This is a genomic window from Mycolicibacterium vaccae NBRC 14118 = CIP 105934, assembly GCF_001552715.1.
Taxonomy (GTDB): Bacteria; Actinomycetota; Actinomycetes; order Mycobacteriales; family Mycobacteriaceae; genus Mycobacterium; species Mycobacterium vaccae.
Genome location: NZ_BCRS01000126.1, coordinates 1 through 19050 on the forward strand (window position 1 = coordinate 1; position 19050 = coordinate 19050).

The following is a 19050-nucleotide window of genomic DNA, read 5'->3' on the forward strand; positions in this document are numbered from 1 at the left end:
CCGCGCCCGCGCCTGCGCCGCGGACCGCGGCGGGCGCGCGACCCGTCACGGTCGAGAGCATCGTCACCGACGTGCTCACCTGGGTCGGGCTGCGGCCCCCGGTCGATCCCGACCCCGGCCCGGGAACTCCGGTCTCGGCGCTCATGCAATCGCTGTGGCTGGGCGTGCGTCAGGCCCAGTACACCTGGAACAACCAGCGCCCCACCGCCGATGTCACGACGTCGGGCCCCGGTCCCGGCGGCGCGGTGACCGGCAACCTCAACGCCGTCGACTACGACGACACGACGCTGACCTACGCCATCGCGGTAGGTCCGGCCCACGGCCGCGTGGTGCTCGACGCATCCGGCGGCTTCACCTACCTGCCGGGCGCGGCAGCCGGCGGCCGCGCCGACAAGTTCACGGTGATCATCGACGACACTGTGGGCAATCCGTTCCACGTGCACGGCCTGCTCGGGCTGCTCGGTATCACCGGACCGACCGTGGTGACCGTGGTCATCGGCGCGAGTTCGCCTGATCGGCAGGGCATTCCGTCCGGGTTCGGGGTCGACGAGCTGCTGTCCCGGGACGGGGTGGCGCTCACTCCTGGCCGCGAAGGCGGCGTCGCCGTCATCGACGGCCGATTCACCGACCACCTGGTGGTCAACGCCGCCGATGCCGCTGCGGTGCTGAACTCCGTGGCGCCTGCCCTGGGCGCGGCGGTGGGTTTCGCCGACCCGGCCGGCATCACCGTCTCCACGGTCGGCAAGGGTGAGGCCGCCGAGTACTTCTACCGTTTCACCGAAAGACTCGGCACGGTCAAGGTTCTCGGTAGCGAGGTGGTGCTGGTGACCAACGCCGCGGGCGAGGTGACCGGCGTGTTCAACTACTACCGCGGGCTGGGGGAGACGTTCGGCATCACCCCGCACAGCTCGGTCGACGAGTACGCCGAGGTGCGGCTGATCGCGAGCTCGGCCTACCTGGGTTCCGGCGCCGACCCGCGCGCTCTCCGAAAGTTCGTCACCGCAAGTGCTTTCGCCGAAGAGCTGGTGGTCTACACCCACGACGACGGAACCTCGCATCTGGCGTGGCGGGTGGCAGTGGTTGTACGTGACACGGGGGAGTTGGCGCCGTCGGGGGCGACCTACCTGATCCACGCCGACGGCGCGGCGGCGGGCTCGGTCATCGTGGCGTCGGCGAACGCGCACGCCGCGACGTCGATCGGCTTCGCCAAGGACTGGCTCGGCGAGTCCCGGCTCTTCACCATCGACACCCGCAAGGTGTGGTGGTTCCGGACCTACCAGCTGATCGACGCGCCCCGCAACATCACCACCTACAAGACCACCTTCACGTTGTTCGGCCTGGGTAATCCGCGGCTGCCGGGTTCGGTGGTCAAGCGCGGGCTGTTCGGCTGGGACGCGGCCGCGGTGTCGGCGCACGCGAACATGGCGCTGGTGTACGACTATTTCGACGACGTGCTGGGGCGAAAGTCCTTCGACGGCAAGGGCTCGCTGGTCTCGGTCAGCATCCGGTACAACCCGCGGATGTCGACCGGCGGCTACGCCAACGCCTTCTGGGATCCGAATCGGCAGCTGTTCGCGTTCGGGGACAACGGCTACCTGCAGGCCGGCCTCGACGTCGTGGCTCACGAGTTCACCCATGCCGTGGTGTCCCACGTCGTCGGCGGTGGTGGGCCGGTGCTCGACTTCGCCGAGCCAGGCGCCCTCAATGAGGCGTACAGCGACATTCTCGGCGTCCTGGTCGAGGGCAAGACCGGCGCAGGTCGCTGGCTCGTCGGCGAGGACTCCGCGCTCGGCGCGGTGCGTGATCTCGCGGATCCGACGTCGATCGGAACGGCCTACGGTCCGCACCGGGACCGCTACAGCCAGCGGTACACCGGCGAGGGCGACGACCGCGGCGAGCACGTCAACAGCACCATCTTCAGCCATGCCGCGTACCTGATGATGACCGACGACGCCACCCGCGGCGTCACCGACGAGACCTGGGCCAAGGTCTTCTACCATTCGCTCGGCCGGCTCAGCAGCACCGCCAGGTTCGCCGACGGCCGGGCCGCGATACTGAGCAGCGCCCGCGAGCAGGGACTGTCACCGGTGCAGCTCGCGGCGATCGGCAAGGCTTTCGACACCGTCGAGATATTCGGCGCGGCACCGTCATTGGCGATCGCGGTCTGACCGTGTGAGAGTGCGTGCGCCCACGGGGCGGCGCACGTGCGAAGCTGGGCGGCGGAGTTTCTGCCCAGGAGGTGTTTGTCGTGCCGCCCAGTCCCGAGCCCGGCGATTCGCTGCGCAGCGTGGTCACGCTGACAGCACCGATCGGGCTGGCGTTCATCCCGTTGGGCATGGCACTGGGCTTCCTGGTCGTGCACGCCGGACTGGCGTGGTGGTGGGCGCCGGTGTTCGCCGCGGTGATCTACGCGGGTTCGCTGGAGTTCCTGATGGTGCACCTTGCCGCGTCCGCGGCACCGATCGCGACCGTCGCGCTGACGACGTTCGTGGTGAACTCGCGGCACGTGTTCTACGCGCTGTCGTTCCCGCTGCACCGGGTCCGGGGTGTGCTGGGCAAGCTGTACAGCACCTACACGCTGTCCGACGAGGCGTATGCGGTCGGTGTCAGCCCGGAGGCGCGGGCGTGGCCGTCGCGGCTGATCCTGTTCATGCAAGTGTGCCTGCACCTGTTGTGGGTGGCGGGTGCCACCCTCGGCGGACTGGTCGGGCAGGCGTTGCCCATCGAGCGGCTCGAAGGGCTCGACTTCGCGCTCACCGCGTTGTTCCTCGTGCTCGGCATCGACGCGTACCGGCAGCGGCCCGACCGGACCACCGCCGCGGTCGCCGCACTGTGCGCCGTGGTCGCCTGGTCACTGCTGCCGGGTCAGATGCTGGTGGCCGCGTTCGCGGCGTTCGCCGGCGTGCTGCTGGTCCGGATGTCGTTGCGGCGCAGGGACGACGATGCCTGACAACAGCTACATCGCCGTGCTGGTCGCGGTCAGCGCGGCAGTGACCTGGGGGCTGCGGGCGTTGCCGTTCGCGGCGCTGGCGCCGTTGCGGCACAGCCGTGTCGTGAAGTACCTGAGCGTGCACATGCCGGTCGGGGTGATGCTGATCCTGGCGATCTACACCCTGCGCACGGTCGCGGGGGACACCGCTTCACAGCTGACCTGGCTCGCGGTCGCTGTCACGGTCACCGTCGGGCTGCATGTGTGGCGGGCTCAGGCGCTGCTGAGCATCGTGGCAGGCACGACGTGCTACGTGACGTTGATGTCGGTGTGGGGCTGAGGTCAGTCCGTGGCCTGTAGGTAGGCGACGAGCGCGTTGGTCAGCCCGCGGCGGGCGACGTCCAGGTCGGCGTACGAACCCAGCTGGCGCTCGGAGACCAGACCGCGCATCGCGCCGGGGATCAGCGTGGCGACCTCACGCACCCGCTCGGGATCGACGCCGAGACCGGCGAACGCGGTGCGGCAGATCTGCAGCCAGGACTGCCCCCACGAGTGGAGCTCGGCAGCGGTCTGCGGATACAGCCGCTCCAGTTCGCCCGGGTCGCGCGGCAGCGCCGCGCGCAGGTTCTCGATGGCGCGCGAATCCGGAGCCGCCAGACCCGCGTAGAGCGTGTCGATGATGCCGGCGACCCGGTCGCGCAGCGGCGCGTCCCGGTCGACCGCGGCGAACACGTCGGCGCGGCGCTCCGCGGTGCGGTGCAGGACCGCGGCCCAGAAGCCGTCGGCGTCGCCGAACTGGTACTGCACCGCGCCCCACGTCGCGCCGATGTCCTTGGCGATCCGGTTGGCCGACACCGAGCCGGGTTCGCCGGAGGCCAGCGACTTCAGCGCCGCCTCAAGCATGTTCGCGCGGGTGGCCTGGCCACGACGGTTGGGGCGTCGTGCGGATGCCGCCACCTCGGTCATGAGGCACAGCGTACCGAAAGTTTCGTAGAACCCACTATGCTTCTGTGGGTCGCTGTTCTATCCTCACCGCATGGCCAAACCGCCCTTGTCGATGAAACCGACCGGCTGGTTCCAGGTCGCCTGGTCTGACGAGATCGGGATCGGCGATGTGCACACGATGAAGTACTTCGGCCAGGAGATGGTGGCGTGGCGGGCCGAATCCGGCCAGGTCTGCGTGATGAACGCCTACTGTGAACACCTCGGCGCCCATCTGGGGTTCGGCGGCACCGTCCACGGCGAGGTGCTGCAGTGCCCGTTCCACGGCTGGCAGTGGAATCAGCAGGGCCGCAACGTGTGTATCCCGTACGAGGACCGTCCCAACCGCGGCCGCCGCATCACGACCTATCCGGTGATCGAGCGCAACGAGTCGATCTACATCTGGCACGACATCGAGAATCGCGAACCGTTCTTCGACGCCCCGGACATCTTCGCCAGTTTCGGGGACGGTTCCAGTGTCGAGGACTACTACCCGCAGCAGCGCCTGTTCGAGCAGGGCCTGGAGATGCATCCGCAGTACGTACTCGAAAACGGCGTTGACTTCGCCCATTTCAAGTATGTGCACGGCACGCCCATCAATCCGATCTTCACCCGACACGACTTCGACGAGCCGATCTCCTACGTCGATTTCACGATCACGTTCGAAGGCGACGACGGTCAGCGCATCGAGGACGTCAGCAGCGGGGTCGAGGCCGTCAACGGCGGGCTCGGCATCGCGGTGACCAAGAGCTGGGGGATGATCGACAACCGCACGATCTCGGCGATCACCCCGGTCGACGAGTCGACCTCCGACATCCGCTTCATGGTCTACATCGGCAGGCCCGGGGCAGAGGTGCGCAACCCGGACCGGGCGCGGGTCAAGGCCGAGGAGTTCGGCGCCGAGGTGATCCGCCAGTTCCGCCAGGACATTCACATCTGGGCGCACCAACGGTATTCGGATCCGCCTGCGCTGGCGAGCTCCGAGATGGCTGGGTTCACCGCAATCCGCGAGTGGGCCAAGAAGTTCTACCCGGACGGCAAGGGCGGAAGCGCCGCAGAACTGGCCGCCCGATCCGCACAGTAACCCCCGAAAGGCTTCCATGACGATCAAGGTTTTCCAGGTTGCCACCGGCAACGTCGGTTCGGAGATGATCAAGCGGATCGCCGACCGTCCCGACCTCGAACTGATCGGGGTGCACTGCTATTCGCCCGACAAAGTCGGCCGCGACGCCGGCGAGCTCGCCGGGCTGGCCCCCAACGGGGTGATCGCCACCGGCACGGTCGACGAGATCATCGCCGCGCGACCCGATGTCCTGACCTTTCACGGGGTCTTCCCCGACGAGGACCTCTACGTCAAGGTCCTCGATGCGGGCATCAACATCGTGACCACCGCCGACTGGATCACCGGCTGGCACCGCGACCGCAACCACCCGCACCCGTCGGGCAAGCCTGTCACGCAGCTGCTCCAAGAGGCCTGTGAGAGGGGCGGATCCACGTTCTACGGCACCGGCATGAACCCCGGGTTGAACCAGATCCTGGGCGTGGTGTGCTCGGCCGACGTCTCCGAGATCGAGAACGTCACGACCATCGAGTCGGTGGACGTGTCCTGCCACCACTCCAAGGACACCTGGATCGAGGTCGGGTACGGCCAGCCGGTCGACGATCCGGAGATCCCGGGCAAGCTGGAGAAGTACACGCGGGTCTTCGCCGACAGCGTGTACATGATGGCCGACTGCTTCGGTCTGACGCTCGACGAGGTGAAGTTCAGCTACGAGCTCGGCGCGTGCACCAAGGACGTCGACCTGGGCTGGTATCAGCTGCCGAAGGGCTCGCTGGGCGGCAACTACCTCAAGTACCAGGGCATGGTCGACGGCGTGCCGCGGGTGGAGACGCACCTGGAGTGGCAGATGACGCCGCACACCGATCCGAGCTGGGATATCAAGGGCTGCTACATCACTCAGATCAAAGGCGACCCGAACATCTACAACAAGCACATGATCTTCCCGAAGCCGGGCATCGACCTGTCCGATCCGGCGAACTTCGCGTCCATCGGCATGACGGTCACCGGAATGCCCGCGCTGAGCGCGATCTCGTCGGTGGTCGCCGCGCGCCCGGGCATCCTGACCTCTGCGGACCTGCCGCTGCGCGGATTCGCGGGTCGCTTCAAGTTGTAGGCGCGCCTCGGCGGGGGGCGGGTTGTCGTACACCCCTGGAATAATCGAACGCATGTTCGAAGGTGCGGCGCCGAAGGATCTCATCGACGGGATGGGTGCGGCGGCGCGTGCCGAATCGACGGCGATCGCCCAGCGGCTCGAGGCGGTGGCGGTGCTCTGCGACCTGCGACGGCGCGCCTATGCCGAAGCCGGCTACCAGCAGACTGATGTGTACGAGGCCGTGGGGGCCGAGGTCTCCGCGGCGCAGAACATCAGTAGGTCGCGGGCGAAAAGTCAAGTGTGGATGGCGGTGTCGCTGTACACCCGGCTACCCCGGGTGGCCGAAACGTTCGCGCGCGGCGACGTCGACTTCCGGATGGTGCAGATGGTGCTGTCGCGTACGGAGAACGTCGGGGACGACGTGATCGGCGCGCTGGACAAGGCGATCGCGCCGAAGTTGACCCGCTGGATGCGGTTGTCCAAGAACAAGCTTCGTGACCGGGTGGATCAGTGGGTGGCCGATTTCGACCCGGCCGGGGTGCGGGTCCCCCCGATCGCCAAGGACCACCGGTACTTCGACGTGACACCCGATGTGCCGGGGATGGCGTTCGCCGGCGGGATGCTCAACGCCCGTGATGCCGCGGCCCTGGACCAGCGCTTGGAGGCGATCGCCGCGACGGTGTGCAGTAATGACCCGCGCTCGCACAACAATCTGCGGGCCGACGCGGCGGGGGCGCTCGGGCGAGGGGAGTCGACCCTGCAATGTGAATGCGGCACGCAGGACTGCCCGGCCGCGACGCTGCGGGAGTCCGCCGCACAGGTGGTGATCCACATCCTGGCCGAGCAGCCCACGGTGGACGGCACCGGTGACAAGGCGGGCTACCTGTCGGGTTTCGGCGTGTTGCCGGCAGAGGAGGTGCGTACGGCGGCCAAGACGGCGAAGCTCAAGCCGGTGCGGTTGCCGGGCGCCGAGCCGGAGAAGGGCTACCGGCCGTCGGCGGGATTGAAGGACTTCCTGCAGTGGCGCGATCTCACCTGCCGTTTCCCGGGCTGCGACGCTCCGGTGGCGCACTGCGACGTCGACCATACGACGCGGTGGCCGTTCGGGGTCACCCATGCGTCGGGGCTGAAGCATTACTGCCGTACCCATCACGTGCTGAAGACGTTCCTCACCGGGGTTCACGGCTGGCGTGACGAGCAGCGGCCCGACGGCACGGTGGTGTTGACGGCCCCGACTGGGCATGTGTACACCACCGAAGCCTTTGGTGGACTGCTATTTCCGGTGCTGGCCACGCCGACCGCGCCGCTGCCGGACGTCGAGGCGCCCGACGAGGCACCCGACAAGGCGGCGATGATGCCGCCGCGCTCCAGAACCTACGAGCAGCAGCGGCAGGCCCGGATCGCCCGGGAACGCAGGCAGCGCATCGAGATCGAGGCCGAACGCGAACGCGAACGTCAGGCCTGGCTCGCCGCCACCTACGAACCGCCCCCGTTCTGAGCCAGGGTCAGCCGGCGCCCTTTCCGTTGTCGACGCGGTACACCGCTCCGTGCACCGCGGCCGCGTCGTCGCTGGCCAGGAACGCGATCGTCTTGGCGACGTCCTCGGTCTCCATGAACCCCCGCGGGGACGCGATCCGCATGATCAGATCCCAGTCGGCGTTCTCGGGCGCCTCGAACTCGGTGGTCTGCGCGGTGGGCATGCCGCCGGGGCAGATCGCGTTGACCCGCAACCGTTCCTTGGTGAACTCCACGGCCAGCGCACGGGTCAACCCGATCAGCCCGTGCTTGGCCGCGCAGTACCCGGCCGAATACACCTCGCCTTCGACTCCGGCGATCGACGCGACATTGACGATGTTGCCGCCCGACTCCAGCAGATGGGGCAGCGCCGCGCGGCACAGGTAGAACGGGCCGTTCAGGTTCACCGAAAGATCGGCGTCCCAGTCCGCGTCGGTCACCGACACCGTGTGCCGCATCTTGTGGAAGCCGGCGATGTTGGCCAGCACGTCCAGTCGGCCGAACCGCTCGACACAGTCCTGCACCGCCTGCGCGCACGCCTCGGCCGAGGTGATGTCCACCGACGAGAAGCTGCCGCCGGGGATGTCGGCGAACACCTCGGCCATCCGGGAGGCGTCACGGGCGATTCCGAAGACTGTTGCACCGCGCTCGGCGAACAACTTCGCCGTCGCCGCGCCGAGACCCGCCGATGCGCCGGTGACCAACGCGACCTTGCCGCTGAGTTGACTCATGCCCACGACCTTCTCACGGGCCGGGCGAACCTCACACGGCGGAGCGCGGTTTCACCGGTGGCACCGCCGCCAGGAGCGCACGCGTGTAGTCCTCTCGGGGCGAGGCGAACAGATCGTCGGCGGGTCTGTTCTCCACCGCTTCGCCGTCACGCATCACCAGCACCTCGTGGCTGACCTGCCGGATGACCGCGAGGTCGTGCCCGATGAACAGATATGTCAGCCCCAGTTCGCGTTGCAGCCGCGACAGTAGGTCCAGCACGCGCGCCTGCACCGACACATCCAGCGACGCCGTCGCCTCGTCGAGGATCAGCAGGTCCGGCTCGGCGGCCAGCGCACGGGCGATACTGACGCGCTGCCGCTGCCCGCCGGACAGCTCATGGGGATACCGCTGGGCGAACTCCGTCGGTAGGCCGACCAGGTCGAGCAGTTCCTCGACTCGCCGGCGCCGGGCCTGCCTGCCGTCGGCCAGCTTGTGCACCGTCAGCGGTTCGGCGATCGAATCACCGACCCGGCCACGAGGATTCAGCGACGAGAACGGATCCTGGAACACGATGCCGACACGACGCCGCATCCGTTTGGCGGCAGCGCCTTTCACACCGAGAATGTCGTCGCCTGCCAACGTCGCGGTGCCGGCGTCAGGCTGCACCAGGCCGGTCAGACACGCGGCCACGGTGGATTTGCCCGAACCGGATTCGCCCACCAGACCCAGGGTGGTACCGCGGCGCACCACGAACGACACGTCCTTGACCGCGTGCACCGTCGACCGGCCGACCGGGGTGGACACCGCGAACCGGACGTCGAGCCCGTCGACCTCGAGCAGCGGCTCCGCGTCGGGGACCGGTGGCGGCCCGGAGCGTTCCAGCACGGGCCGGGCGGCCAGCAGGTCGCGGGTGTACTCGTCACGGGGGCGGTCGAACACGTTCAGGATCGGCGCCTGCTCGACGGTCACGCCGGCCCGCATCACGGTCACCTCGTCGGCGACTTGCCCGATCACCCCGAGGTCGTGGCTGATCCATACCACCGCGGTGCCGAAATCGCGTTGCAGCGCGCGGACCAGCTCGATGATCTGTGCCTGCGTCGTGACATCGAGCGCCGTGGTGGGTTCGTCGGCGATCAGCAACTCGGGGTCGCACGCCAGCGCGATCGCGATCATCACCCGCTGGCGCTGGCCGCCGGAGAGTTGGTGCGGGTAGGAGTGCAGCCGCATCTCCGGCTCGGGCAGACCCACCGCCTCCAGCAGTTCCAGCGCCCGGGCGTTGGCCGCGCGCCGGGTCAGGTTGCGGTGCGTCTCAAGCGATTCGGTGATCTGACGTTCCAGCGTCAGCAGCGGGTTCAGCGAGGTGCCCGGATCCTGGAAGACGAAGCCGATCCGGGCTCCGTGCACACTGCGCAGCACCCGCGGGGACGCGCCGACCAGCTGGATCGGTGCGTCGGCGCCGGCCAGCAGGCTCGACCCCGAGACCCGGGCGCCCGGGGCGTCCAGCAGGCCGGTGGCCGCGAGCGCGGTCATCGTCTTGCCCGAACCCGACTCGCCGACGATACCGACCGTCTTCTCCCGGTCGACGTCGAAGGACACCGCGTCGACGATGGTGCGGGCGCCGATGCGCACCCCGACGTCGGCCACGCTCAGGACGCTCATCGCTCCCTCCTCCTGGCCTCGACCGTCGTGCGCTGCTTGGGATCCAGCACGTCGCGTAGCCCGTCACCGAACAGGTTGAACGCCAGCACGATCAGGAAGATCGCCGCGCCCGGGAACACTGCCATCCACCACGCCATCGTCACGAATCCCTGGGAGTCGAAGATCATCCGGCCCAGCGACGGCTCCGGCGGCTGAATTCCCAGGCCCAGGAACGAGAGCGCGGCCTCGGACAGGATCGCGAACGCCAGCGACAGCGACGTCTGCACGATCAGCGGGCCCGCGATGTTGGGCAGGATGTGCCGGCGCAGGATGTACAGGTCACCGGTGCCCAGCGCCCGCGATGCCGACACGTACGGTTCGGTGCGCACACCCAGGGTGCTGGCGCGTGCCACCCGCGCGAAGATCGGCGTGTAGACGATCCCGATCGCCAGGATCGTGGTGGTCACCCCCGGGCCGAGGATGGCGACCACGGCGAGTGCCAACAGAAGCACGGGGAAGGCGAACATCACGTCGACCACCCGCATCAGCACCGTATCCAGCCAGCCGCCGCGGTAGCCGGCGACCACCCCGACGGCGACGCCGACCACCGCGGCCAGCGCGACGCTGATCACCGCGATCCGCATCGACGCCTGGACGGCGACCAGCACCCGCGACAGCACGTCGCGGCCCAGCTCGTCGGTGCCGAACCAGTGCGAACCGCTCGGTGCGGCAAGCGCATTGGGCACGTTGACGTCGTTGATGCCGTACGGCGCGATCCAGTCCGCCGTCACCGCCACCACCGCGACGACCACCAGCACCACCGCGCTGACCAGCGTGACCGGGTTTCGCGCCAGCAGCCGCCACGACGCGATGCGGCTGCTGTCGGGCTCGGTGGTTGTCATCCGAGTCGGATCCTCGGGTCCACGACGGCGTAGAGCACGTCGACGAGAAGGTTGATCGCCAGGAACAGCGCGGCGATGAGCAGTACGGCGCCCTGGATCAGCGGGTAGTCGCGGGCCGCCACCGCGTTGAACACCAAGCGGCCCAGGCCCGGCCACGCGAACACCACCTCGACCACGATCACGCCGCCGAGCAGCGTGGCCAACTGGATGCCAGTGATCGTCAGGATCGGCACCAGCGCGTTGCGCACCGTGTGCCGGAACGTGACGACGCGCGGGGGGAGGCCCTTGGACCGGGCGGTGCGCACATAGCCCATCGCGGCGACCTCCAGCACTGCCGATCGCACGTAGCGGGTCATGATCGCCGCGGCGACCACGCCGACTGTCAGGCCGGGCAGGATGATGTGGCGCAGCCACCCTGCCGGGTCCTCGAACAGGGGCCGGTACCCGGAGGTCGGCAGCCAGCCCAGCACCGTGGAGAACAGCGCGATCAGCAGGATGGCCATCCAGAAGTCCGGGATCGACACCCCGAACTGGCTGCTGATCCGGACCAGCGCGTCGCTGAGCTTGCCCTCCCGCAGGGCGGCGTAGATGCCGGCGGGCAGCGCGATCGCCAGTGCGATCACGATGCCGACGATGCCGAGCGACAGCGTCGCGGGCAGCCGTTCCAGCAGCGTGACGGTGACGGGGTCGCCGTTGCGGAAGCTGACACCGAGATCCCCGGTCAGCGCCGAGCCGATGTAGCCGAAGAACTGTGCCACGATCGGGCGGTCCAGGCCGCTGGCCGCCCGCAGCGCCTCATAGGCCTCGGGTGTGTAGCGGGTGCCCAGCGCGATGCGCACCGGATCACCGGGCACCAGGTGCACGAGCGCGAAAACCACGATGAGGACACCGAACAGCACCACCGCCGAGTACATCAGCCGGCGCGCGACGAACCGGAGGATCATCACGCACCCCCGTCCGCGTCGAGCGTCGCCGTGCGGAACCGGACGGCGCCGTCGCGGCGCGCGTCGTATCCGGACAGGGCCGGGTTCCAGGCCTGGATCACCGACGGGTTGTAGAGGTAGATGTAGCTGACCTCGTCGGCGATCCGGGTGGCGGCCTTGGCGTAGATGCCCTTCCGGGCGGCCTCGTCGGTCTCGACGCGGCCGGCGTCGAGCAGGCGATCGACCTCGTGGTCGGAGAACTTCTGTGCGTTGTTGGGGCCGTCGGTGTGATGCTGGGCGTAGTAGAAGTCGTCGGGATCGATGTTGCCCAGCCAGCCCATCATCAGCATGTCGAAGTTCCCGGAGTTCTGTTCGTCGAGCCAGGTCGCGAAGTCGACGGTGCGGATGCTGACCGTGATGCCCAGCGGCGCAAGGTTGTCGGCGATGATCTGGGCGGCCGTGACCGTCTCCGGATACTCGGTGGTGACCAGCATGTCGAGGTCGCGCGGCTGGGCGCCGGCCTCCTGCAACAGTTCCCGGGCGCGGTCCAACCCGCCCGAGCTGTACCTGTCGTAGGGGGTGAACCAGGGATTGCCCTCCGGTATCGCGAGCTGGTTCACCGCCGCCGTGCCGTAGCTGGTCGCCTGCACGATCGCGTCGCGGTCGACGGCGTAGGCGATCGCCTGGCGCACCCGCACGTCGTTCCACGGCTCGCGGGCCTCATTGAGGGCCAGATACCAGTAGTCGTTGCTGGGGGTGACCGCCAGTTCGACGGACTCGTCGCCGCGCAGCTGCGTGACCCGTTGCGGCGGTACCGAATCCGTCCAGTCGACCTCGCCGGCCTGCAGCGCCGACATCGCCGTCGACGGTTCGGAGATGAACCGGAACGTGACGCCCGAGATGCCGGGCGGACCGCCCCAGTAGTCCGGGTTGGCACCCAGCGAGATCGAGTCACCGCTCTTCTGTCCGAGGAAGCTGAACGGTCCGGTCCCGACAGGATGGGTGGCGATCTGCCCGCTCTCGACGTTGGCGCGGGACACGATCGCCATGCCCTTGAACCCACCGAGATTGGTCAGCATGTTGGGCGTCGGGCGATCCACCCGGAGGACCACGGTGGCAGGGTCCGGAGCCTCCACCGCGCGCACCGCGCTGAACTTGTCGGAGTTGGGCAGCTGCTCGTCGATGATGCGGCGGTAGGAGAACACCACGTCATCGGCCGTCAGCGGGGCACCATCGTGGAACGTGACGCCGGGGCGCAACCGGAAGGTCCAGGTGAGCTGGTCCGGACTGACCTCCCACGACTCGGCCAGCGCCGGCTGCATCTCCAGGTTCTCGTCGGGTTCGACGAGAGTGTCGAACACGTTCTCCAACACCTCGAACGAGAAGTACGCCGTCGTCTTGTGGGGATCGAGCTGGTCGGGTTCACCGGCGATCGCGGCCACCAGCGCACCCGAGGTGCCCTGGCCCAGATCGACGCGTTCGCCGGTCGAGCAACCGGTCAGCGCGGCCATACACATACATATGACGAGAACAGCGGTCCTCACCGCCGTTCTCGCCATATGCAACCACCCCGGGACTTGAAGTCTGCAGTGGGTCATTTACCCGAGTCTCCGGCGAACAAAACGCGCAGTCGACAAAGTCGTGACTTTGTCTGCCGGTGGCTGAAATACTGCGGACATGAAGATGCTGCGCGGTCTCGCCGCGGTCGTCGCCCTGGCCGGTGCGTCGGTAGGATTCTCCGCCCCGGCTCAGGCGGCCGGGGTGATGCAGGGTGTCTACAACTACACCTCCGAGGGGCAGTCTGGCACCTGGACCATCTACCCGGTGTGCGTACCGGTGGTCGGTGACCTGCGCGAACCGCTGTATCTGCCGGTCGGCTGCCGCCTGCATGTCGGCCCGTCGACCGGGCTGACCGGAGGCGACGCCGTGCTCGTCGGCGGCGTGTGGGGCTTCAGCACCCCGAAGAAGGATGGCATGCAGTGCCCGGACGGTAGCTCGGCGCCGACAGTCGAGGTGATCCGGTTCGACGACGTCACGATGTCGGGAACGCGCAAGATCACCCATTCCGGCAACTGCGGATTGCCGCCAGGGATCATCGAGATCCCGTTCACGCTGTCGTTCAAGGAGCCGCTGCCCATCCCGGTCGACCAGTACCCGCTGATCTGTGAGCCCGGCGGCCTGCGGCGCTGCTTCTGATGCGCGACGACGTGAAGCGGGTGGTGGTCTGGGGGACCGGGTTCGTCGGCCGGATGGTGATCGCCGAGATCGTCGGCCATCCCCGGTTCGAGCTCGTCGGCGTCGGGGTGAGCAATCCCGACAAGGTCGGCCGCGACGTCGGTGACATCTGCGGCCTGGGCCGCGACATCGGCCTGACCGCCACCGATGACGTCGACGCGCTGATCGCGCTGAAACCCGAGGCGCTGGTGCACTACGGCCCGACCGCCGCGCACGCCGAGGCCAACATCGAGCTGATCACGCGATTCCTGCGCGCGGGGATCGACGTGTGCTCGACGGCGATGACGCCGTGGATCTGGCCGACGATGCATCTGAACCCGCCCAACTGGATCGAGCCCATCACGGTGGCCTGCGAGCTCGGCGAGTCGTCGTGCTTCACCACCGGCATCGACCCCGGCTTCGCCAACGACCTGTTCCCGATGATGTTGATGGGCCTGTGTTCGGAGGTCCGCCGGGTGCGCGCTTCAGAACTGCTGGACTACACCAACTACGAAGGCGACTACGACCGCGAGATGGGCATCGGCAGGCCGCCCGAGTACCGGGCGATGCTGGAGAACCCCGATATCTTGGTATTCGCCTGGGGCGCAACGGTTCCGATGATCGCCGAAGCCGCGGGCATCATGCTCGACGACATCACCACGACGTGGGAGAAGTGGGTGACCCCCGACGAGCGCAAGACCGCCAAGGGGGTGATCGCGCCGGGAAATGTTGCCGCGGTGCGGTTCACCATCAACGGCGTGTACCAGGGGGAGACCCGCATCCAGCTGGAGCACGTGAACCGGATCGGCAACGACGCCGCGCCGGACTGGCCGTCGGGCAACGACAACGACGTCTACCGGGTCGACATCGAGGGCACCCCGAGCATCTTCCAGGAGACCGCGTTCCGGTTCACCGACGGTTCGGGGCGCGACGCCGCAGCGGCGGGCTGCCTGGCGACCGGGCTGCGCGCGCTCAACGCGGTGCCCGCCGTCAACGACCTGTCGCCCGGCTGGGTCACCGCGCTGGACCTGCCGCTGATCCCCGGGGCCGGGACGATCCGCTAGCCGCGCTTGACCAGCACCACGTGGGCCAGCGGAATGCGGGTCTGTTCCGGGGATCGGCTCATCCGCTCGGCCACCCCCTTCTCCAGTCGGTCGAAGAACTCGACGGTGCGGGAGTCGGTGGAACCGTCGTGCAGCGCGAGGGCCAGCGCCGGGAACACCGAGGCGCGGGCGAAAGCGGCCCACCGCGCGCCGAACGCCTGTGCGTCACCGTCATTGCGGTAACGATCCCAGAACCGGTCGGTGGCATCGAAGATCTCCAGATGCTCGATCTCCAGCCGTTCGAAGCGGCCCGACGGCGCGAACGGCGCGACGAAGTCGGCTGCCCGGCGGGCGACGGTGGGGATGCACATGCGGCCGGCTTCGTCGGCGGTGAGCAGCCCGTCGCCGGTCAGCTCGCCGAGGGTGTCCATCAGCGCCGACATCAGTGGCCGGAAACCGGAGTCGTCGTCGTCACCGACCGCCATCGTCATCACCACCAGTCGGCCGCCGGGACACAACTCGCGGCCCCGGAACGCGATGAACTCGTGCCAGTCCTGCGCCGCCTGCCGGGCGAACGCCGAGCGCACCGCGTCGTCGGTGCAGAAGTTCACCTGGATGTGTCCCTCGATACCGCACGGCACCCGGGTCAGCCAGTGGATCGCCCACGAACTCCACCCCAGATGCACGCTGTTCGACGGCAGGATCTGGGAGTAGAAGGACCGGCCGACGGCCGCGGCGTAGATGGCCTTGTCCTTGCGGAGATAGGTGTCCGGGTCGTTCTCCAGGGTGTGGAACAACGCGGTGAAGTCGTTGTCCGGACGGTCGGTGTGGGTGACCAGCACCGGATGCTCGGGCCGGGTCCGCTTGCGTAGCCGCGCGACCGCCGCCCCGATCGGCAGCAGCGAGTTGAACCCGTTGGCGGCGCCGTAATCGGCGATCATGATCGACTGGGACGGATCGGGCAGCGGCACCGTGTCGGCCGCGCGCTCGAAGATCGCGATCGCGGCCTGCAGGCCCGCTGCCTGCAGGCGCGACGCGGCGCTGTAGGAACTGCTGTCCATCGGCTCAGGGCGCACCACGATGCTGGATTCCGCCATGACCCGAACGGTAGTCCTCGCGCCGCGGCCACGCCGCGGAGTCAGTGACCGCGGGCGACCCACTCGTCGTAGTGCACGATCTCGTCGCCGACGGTCGTCGTGTCGCCGTGACCGGTGTAGACCACCGTGTCGCCGGGGAGCTTGCCGAGCCGGCCCGAGATCGACTCCAGGATCGTCGGGAAGTCGGAGAACGACCGGCCCGTCGCACCCGGGCCGCCCTGGAACAGGGTGTCGCCGCTGAACACCGCGCTCAGCTCCGGCGCATGCCAGCACACCGAGCCGGGGGAGTGGCCCGGGGTGTGCAGCGCGCGCAGCTCGGTGCCGGCGACCCGCAACGTCTCGCCGTCGGCCACCGAGCGGAAGTCGCTGTCGGGGTGAGTCATTCGCCACAGCATCTCGTCGGCGGGGTGCAGCAGCACCGGCGCGTCGAGAGCCTGGCCGAGCTGGGGGGCCACCGTCACGTGGTCGTTGTGGCCGTGCGTGCACACCACCGCGACGACGTGCCTGTTGCCGACCGCCTCGATGATCGGGTCCGCGGTGTGGGCGGCGTCGAACACCACCACCTCCTTGTCGTCGCCGACCAGCCAGATGTTGTTGTCGACCTCCCAACTGCCGCCGTCGAGTTCGAACGTGCCGTGGGTGACCAGGCGCTGGATGTTGCTCATCAGGATTCTCCGTTCTTCGCGCAAGCGCTCATCACAGCACCACCACCGAACGCAGCACCTCACCGGCGTGCATCTTGTGGAACGCGTCCTCGATCTGGTCCAGGCCGATGCGTTCGGAGACGAACTTGTCCAGCGGGAAACGGCCCTGCAGGTACAGCGAGATCAACGTCGGGAAGTCCCGCTCGGGCAGGCAGTCGCCGTACCACGACGACTTCAACGACCCACCGCGCGAGAAGAAGTCGATCAGCGGCATCTCCAGCGTCATGTCCGGAGTCGGCACGCCGACCAGGACCACGGTGCCGGCCAGGTCGCGGGCGTAGAAGGCCTGCTTCCAGGTCTCGGGGCGGCCCACCGCGTCGATCACGACGTCGACGCCGAAGCCGTCGGTCAGATCCTGGATGGTCTTGACCGGGTCGAGGTCGCGGGCGTTGATGGTGTGCGTGGCGCCGAAGTCGCGCGCCCAGTCGAGTTTCCGGTTGTCCATGTCGACGGCGATGATCTGCTTCGCGCCGACCAGCCGGGCACCGGCGATCGCGGCATCCCCGACGCCGCCGCAGCCGATCACCGCCACGGTGTCGTCCCGGTTCACCGCACCGGTGTTGATCGCCGCGCCCAGACCTGCCATCACGCCGCAGCCCAGCAGGCCGGCGGCGGCGGGGTCGGCTGCGGGATCGACCTTGGTGCACTGCCCTTCGTGCACCAGCGTCTTGTCGGCGAAAGCACCGATGCCCAGCGCTGGGGTCAGCTCGGTGCCGTCGGTCAGCGTCATCTTCTGGGTGGCGTTGAAGGTGTCGAAGCACAGGTGGGGGCGGCCCCGCTTGCACGCACGGCACTGACCGCACACCGCGCGCCAGTTCAGCACCACGAAGTCGCCGGGCTCGACGTTGGTGACTCCGGGGCCGACGGACTCGACCACACCCGCGGCCTCGTGGCCGAGCAGGAACGGGAACTCGTCGTTGATGCCGCCCTCGCGGTAGTGCAGGTCGGTGTGGCAGACCCCGCACGCCTGGATGTCGACGACGACCTCACCCGGACCGGGATCCGGGATGACAATGTCCACCACTTCCACCGGTTGAGCCTTCGCCCGAGAGATCACACCGCGCACCGTCTGAGTCATGCCTAGACCCTAATAGGTCGGGCAGCTTCCGGAGATGTCCGCCCGACCGCCGCCCCCACCGGCCGATGTTCCTCGAAATGGCCCGTGGAACTGGACTGATCAGGTCTACCGTGAAAGCTGAGATGCTTATCGACAGCCGCCTCGATTTTCTGTCCGCCGCCCGCTCAGCGCACCAGCGGCGCGATTGGAGCGCGAGCTACGAGGCGTTCGACCTGGCGAGCGGGTACGGGCCGCTGCCCACCGACGATCTGGACGCGTTCGCGTTCGCGGCCTGGCGGCTCGGCCACCTCAAGGAGGCCAGTCGCGCTGCCGAGCGGGTGTTCGCCGAGTTGACCCGGACCGATCCGCTGGCCGCTGCGATGAAGGCCAACGATCTGGCCCTGGCCTGGCTGGTGCGGGGCGACGTCAACATCGGCCAGGGCTGGATGAGCCGGGCCCGGCGACTGCTCGCCTCGGCCGAGGAGAGCCCGGCGCACGGCTATCTGGCCTACCTGGATGCGACGGTCGCGGCCCTGTCCCAGGATCTGGACGCGCTCGGCGAACACGTGAATTCGCTCCGAGCGATGAGCGCGCGCCTCGACACGCCCGCGGTCACCGCGCTGGCCCTGATCGCGGCGGGCGTCGACGCGATCCTGCGCGCCCGCACCGCCGAGGGGTACGCGTTTATCGACGAGGCGATGCTCCCGTTGCTGGCCGACCAGGTGCCCATCGAATGGGCCGGCGACATCTACTGCATGGTGTTGCACCACTGCCACAAACTCGCCGATCTGCCGCGGATGCGGTCGTGGACGCAGTCGATGGAGCAGTGGTGTGGCGTGGCCGGGTCGGTGCCGTACGGCGGGGTGTGCGACGTGCACAGGTTGCAGGTGCAGGTCGCCACCGATGACTACCGAGGGCTGGAGGACCGGCTCCTGACCGCGAGCCGGGCGCTCGCCGAGGTCAACAGTTGGGCCGCGGCCGAGGGTTTCTACCAGCTCGGCGAGGTCCGCCGACTCATCGGCGACGTCGACGGGGCGGCAACGGCTTTCGGTCAGGCGCGGGCCCTCGGTCTGGATCCGCAGCCGGGGGAGGCATTACTGGCATGCCGGCGCGGGGACGCCGCGGCGGCGTGGACGGCGCTGCGGCTCGCGCTGGCCGGCGGCGACCGGTTGGCCCGGGTGCG

17 protein-coding genes and 1 pseudogene are annotated in these 19050 nt (G+C 68.6%); 9 read left to right on the forward strand and 9 right to left on the reverse strand.

Translation table 11 applies throughout. The annotated features are described in order from the left end of the window. From MVA01S_RS21370 to MVA01S_RS21380, 3 genes are all read left to right on the forward strand, one after another. On the forward strand, positions 1 to 2168 hold a 2168-nt coding region (locus tag MVA01S_RS21370; protein WP_060941683.1), incomplete at its 5' end, for a M4 family metallopeptidase. Between the two features lie 80 nt (positions 2169 to 2248). Next, positions 2249 to 2950: an AzlC family ABC transporter permease gene (locus tag MVA01S_RS21375; RefSeq protein ID WP_003933280.1), complete on the forward strand. Its 702-nt coding sequence runs from the start codon at positions 2249 to 2251 to the stop codon at positions 2948 to 2950. Next, positions 2943 to 3269: a branched-chain amino acid transport AzlD family protein gene (locus tag MVA01S_RS21380; RefSeq protein ID WP_003933279.1), complete on the forward strand. Its 327-nt coding sequence runs from the start codon at positions 2943 to 2945 to the stop codon at positions 3267 to 3269. The genes MVA01S_RS21375 and MVA01S_RS21380 overlap by 8 nt, the downstream gene beginning before the upstream one ends. A gap of 2 nt (positions 3270 to 3271) precedes the next feature. Here the strand turns inward: MVA01S_RS21380 and MVA01S_RS21385 are convergent, their stop codons facing one another. After that, positions 3272 to 3895: a TetR/AcrR family transcriptional regulator gene (locus tag MVA01S_RS21385; RefSeq protein WP_003933278.1), complete on the reverse strand. Its 624-nt coding sequence runs from the start codon at positions 3893 to 3895 to the stop codon at positions 3272 to 3274. 70 nt (positions 3896 to 3965) lie between these two features. On the opposite strand from MVA01S_RS21385, the gene MVA01S_RS21390 reads away from it, so the two are divergent. The 3 genes from MVA01S_RS21390 to MVA01S_RS21400 are packed head-to-tail and all read left to right on the forward strand — an operon-like array spanning position 3966 to position 7561. Beyond that, positions 3966 to 4994 (forward strand): Rieske 2Fe-2S domain-containing protein, encoded by a 1029-nt coding sequence (locus tag MVA01S_RS21390; RefSeq protein WP_003933277.1) that lies wholly within the window; start codon positions 3966 to 3968, stop codon positions 4992 to 4994. Positions 4995 to 5010: 16 nt separating this feature from the next. Continuing rightward, positions 5011 to 6084, forward strand: a complete 1074-nt coding sequence (locus tag MVA01S_RS21395) for an NAD(P)H-dependent amine dehydrogenase family protein (protein ID WP_003933276.1) — start codon at positions 5011 to 5013, stop codon at positions 6082 to 6084. 52 nt (positions 6085 to 6136) lie between these two features. Continuing rightward, positions 6137 to 7561, forward strand: coding sequence for an HNH endonuclease signature motif containing protein (locus tag MVA01S_RS21400; protein ID WP_003933275.1), 1425 nt, complete (start codon positions 6137 to 6139; stop codon positions 7559 to 7561). Between the two features lie 7 nt (positions 7562 to 7568). On the opposite strand, the gene MVA01S_RS21405 is transcribed toward MVA01S_RS21400, so the two are convergent. Genes MVA01S_RS21405 through MVA01S_RS21425 form a run of 5 tightly spaced genes read right to left on the reverse strand, consistent with a single transcriptional unit; the run spans position 7569 to position 13311 of the window. After that, positions 7569 to 8309, reverse strand: a complete 741-nt coding sequence (locus MVA01S_RS21405) for an SDR family NAD(P)-dependent oxidoreductase (RefSeq protein WP_003933274.1) — start codon at positions 8307 to 8309, stop codon at positions 7569 to 7571. A gap of 31 nt (positions 8310 to 8340) precedes the next feature. After that, positions 8341 to 9948: an ABC transporter ATP-binding protein gene (locus tag MVA01S_RS21410; RefSeq protein WP_003933273.1), complete on the reverse strand. Its 1608-nt coding sequence runs from the start codon at positions 9946 to 9948 to the stop codon at positions 8341 to 8343. After that, entirely contained in the window at positions 9945 to 10829 is an 885-nt protein-coding gene (locus MVA01S_RS21415; RefSeq protein WP_003933272.1) for an ABC transporter permease, read from the reverse strand. Before MVA01S_RS21415 ends, MVA01S_RS21410 begins: the two co-directional genes overlap by 4 nt. Continuing rightward, positions 10826 to 11773: an ABC transporter permease gene (locus MVA01S_RS21420; RefSeq protein ID WP_003933271.1), complete on the reverse strand. Its 948-nt coding sequence runs from the start codon at positions 11771 to 11773 to the stop codon at positions 10826 to 10828. The genes MVA01S_RS21415 and MVA01S_RS21420 overlap by 4 nt, the downstream gene beginning before the upstream one ends. Further along, complete coding sequence (locus tag MVA01S_RS21425; protein ID WP_040542992.1) at positions 11773 to 13311, reverse strand: ABC transporter substrate-binding protein; 1539 nt, start codon at positions 13309 to 13311, stop codon at positions 11773 to 11775. Before MVA01S_RS21425 ends, MVA01S_RS21420 begins: the two co-directional genes overlap by 1 nt. A 118-nt stretch (positions 13312 to 13429) precedes the next feature. Here MVA01S_RS21425 and MVA01S_RS21430 point away from each other — a divergent pair, with 118 nt between their 5' ends. Together MVA01S_RS21430 and MVA01S_RS21435 are read left to right on the forward strand one after the other, a co-directional pair. Further along, entirely contained in the window at positions 13430 to 13948 is a 519-nt protein-coding gene (locus MVA01S_RS21430) for a hypothetical protein (RefSeq protein WP_003933269.1), read from the forward strand. Further along, a complete protein-coding gene (locus MVA01S_RS21435) occupies positions 13948 to 15030 on the forward strand; it encodes an NAD(P)H-dependent amine dehydrogenase family protein (RefSeq protein ID WP_003933268.1) in 1083 nt (360 codons plus the stop codon). Before MVA01S_RS21430 ends, MVA01S_RS21435 begins: the two co-directional genes overlap by 1 nt. Here MVA01S_RS21435 and MVA01S_RS21440 read toward each other — a convergent pair. The 3 genes from MVA01S_RS21440 to MVA01S_RS21450 are packed head-to-tail and all read right to left on the reverse strand — an operon-like array spanning position 15027 to position 17888. Then, on the reverse strand, positions 15027 to 16106 hold the full coding sequence (locus tag MVA01S_RS21440; protein ID WP_003933267.1) for a class I SAM-dependent methyltransferase: 1080 nt from the start codon (positions 16104 to 16106) through the stop codon (positions 15027 to 15029). The two genes, MVA01S_RS21435 and MVA01S_RS21440, sit on opposite strands and share 4 nt — an antisense overlap. 41 nt (positions 16107 to 16147) lie before the next feature. Next, positions 16148 to 16771, reverse strand: coding sequence for an MBL fold metallo-hydrolase (locus MVA01S_RS21445; RefSeq protein ID WP_003933266.1), 624 nt, complete (start codon positions 16769 to 16771; stop codon positions 16148 to 16150). A gap of 31 nt (positions 16772 to 16802) precedes the next feature. Then, a complete protein-coding gene (locus MVA01S_RS21450) occupies positions 16803 to 17888 on the reverse strand; it encodes an S-(hydroxymethyl)mycothiol dehydrogenase (protein ID WP_003933265.1) in 1086 nt (361 codons plus the stop codon). Positions 17889 to 18010: 122 nt separating this feature from the next. Here MVA01S_RS21450 and MVA01S_RS21455 point away from each other — a divergent pair. Continuing rightward, a pseudogene (locus MVA01S_RS21455) lies at positions 18011 to 19050 on the forward strand (helix-turn-helix transcriptional regulator); the annotation flags it as partial.

What these genes read in the sequence shown, in the direction of transcription:
- MVA01S_RS21380 (WP_003933279.1), top strand. Translation starts at nt 2,943, where the DNA reads ATGCCTGACAACAGCTACATCGCCGTGCTGGTCGCGGTCAGCGCGGCA.
- MVA01S_RS21385 (WP_003933278.1), bottom strand. Translation starts at nt 3,895, where the DNA reads ATGACCGAGGTGGCGGCATCCGCACGACGCCCCAACCGTCGTGGCCAG.
- MVA01S_RS21390 (WP_003933277.1), top strand. Translation starts at nt 3,966, where the DNA reads ATGGCCAAACCGCCCTTGTCGATGAAACCGACCGGCTGGTTCCAGGTC.
- MVA01S_RS21395 (WP_003933276.1), top strand. Translation starts at nt 5,011, where the DNA reads ATGACGATCAAGGTTTTCCAGGTTGCCACCGGCAACGTCGGTTCGGAG.
- MVA01S_RS21400 (WP_003933275.1), top strand. Translation starts at nt 6,137, where the DNA reads ATGTTCGAAGGTGCGGCGCCGAAGGATCTCATCGACGGGATGGGTGCG.
- MVA01S_RS21405 (WP_003933274.1), bottom strand. Translation starts at nt 8,309, where the DNA reads ATGAGTCAACTCAGCGGCAAGGTCGCGTTGGTCACCGGCGCATCGGCG.
- MVA01S_RS21410 (WP_003933273.1), bottom strand. Translation starts at nt 9,948, where the DNA reads ATGAGCGTCCTGAGCGTGGCCGACGTCGGGGTGCGCATCGGCGCCCGC.
- MVA01S_RS21415 (WP_003933272.1), bottom strand. Translation starts at nt 10,829, where the DNA reads ATGACAACCACCGAGCCCGACAGCAGCCGCATCGCGTCGTGGCGGCTG.
- MVA01S_RS21420 (WP_003933271.1), bottom strand. Translation starts at nt 11,773, where the DNA reads ATGATCCTCCGGTTCGTCGCGCGCCGGCTGATGTACTCGGCGGTGGTG.
- MVA01S_RS21425 (WP_040542992.1), bottom strand. Translation starts at nt 13,311, where the DNA reads ATGGCGAGAACGGCGGTGAGGACCGCTGTTCTCGTCATATGTATGTGT.
- MVA01S_RS21430 (WP_003933269.1), top strand. Translation starts at nt 13,430, where the DNA reads ATGAAGATGCTGCGCGGTCTCGCCGCGGTCGTCGCCCTGGCCGGTGCG.
- MVA01S_RS21435 (WP_003933268.1), top strand. Translation starts at nt 13,948, where the DNA reads ATGCGCGACGACGTGAAGCGGGTGGTGGTCTGGGGGACCGGGTTCGTC.
- MVA01S_RS21440 (WP_003933267.1), bottom strand. Translation starts at nt 16,106, where the DNA reads ATGGCGGAATCCAGCATCGTGGTGCGCCCTGAGCCGATGGACAGCAGT.
- MVA01S_RS21445 (WP_003933266.1), bottom strand. Translation starts at nt 16,771, where the DNA reads ATGAGCAACATCCAGCGCCTGGTCACCCACGGCACGTTCGAACTCGAC.
- MVA01S_RS21450 (WP_003933265.1), bottom strand. Translation starts at nt 17,888, where the DNA reads ATGACTCAGACGGTGCGCGGTGTGATCTCTCGGGCGAAGGCTCAACCG.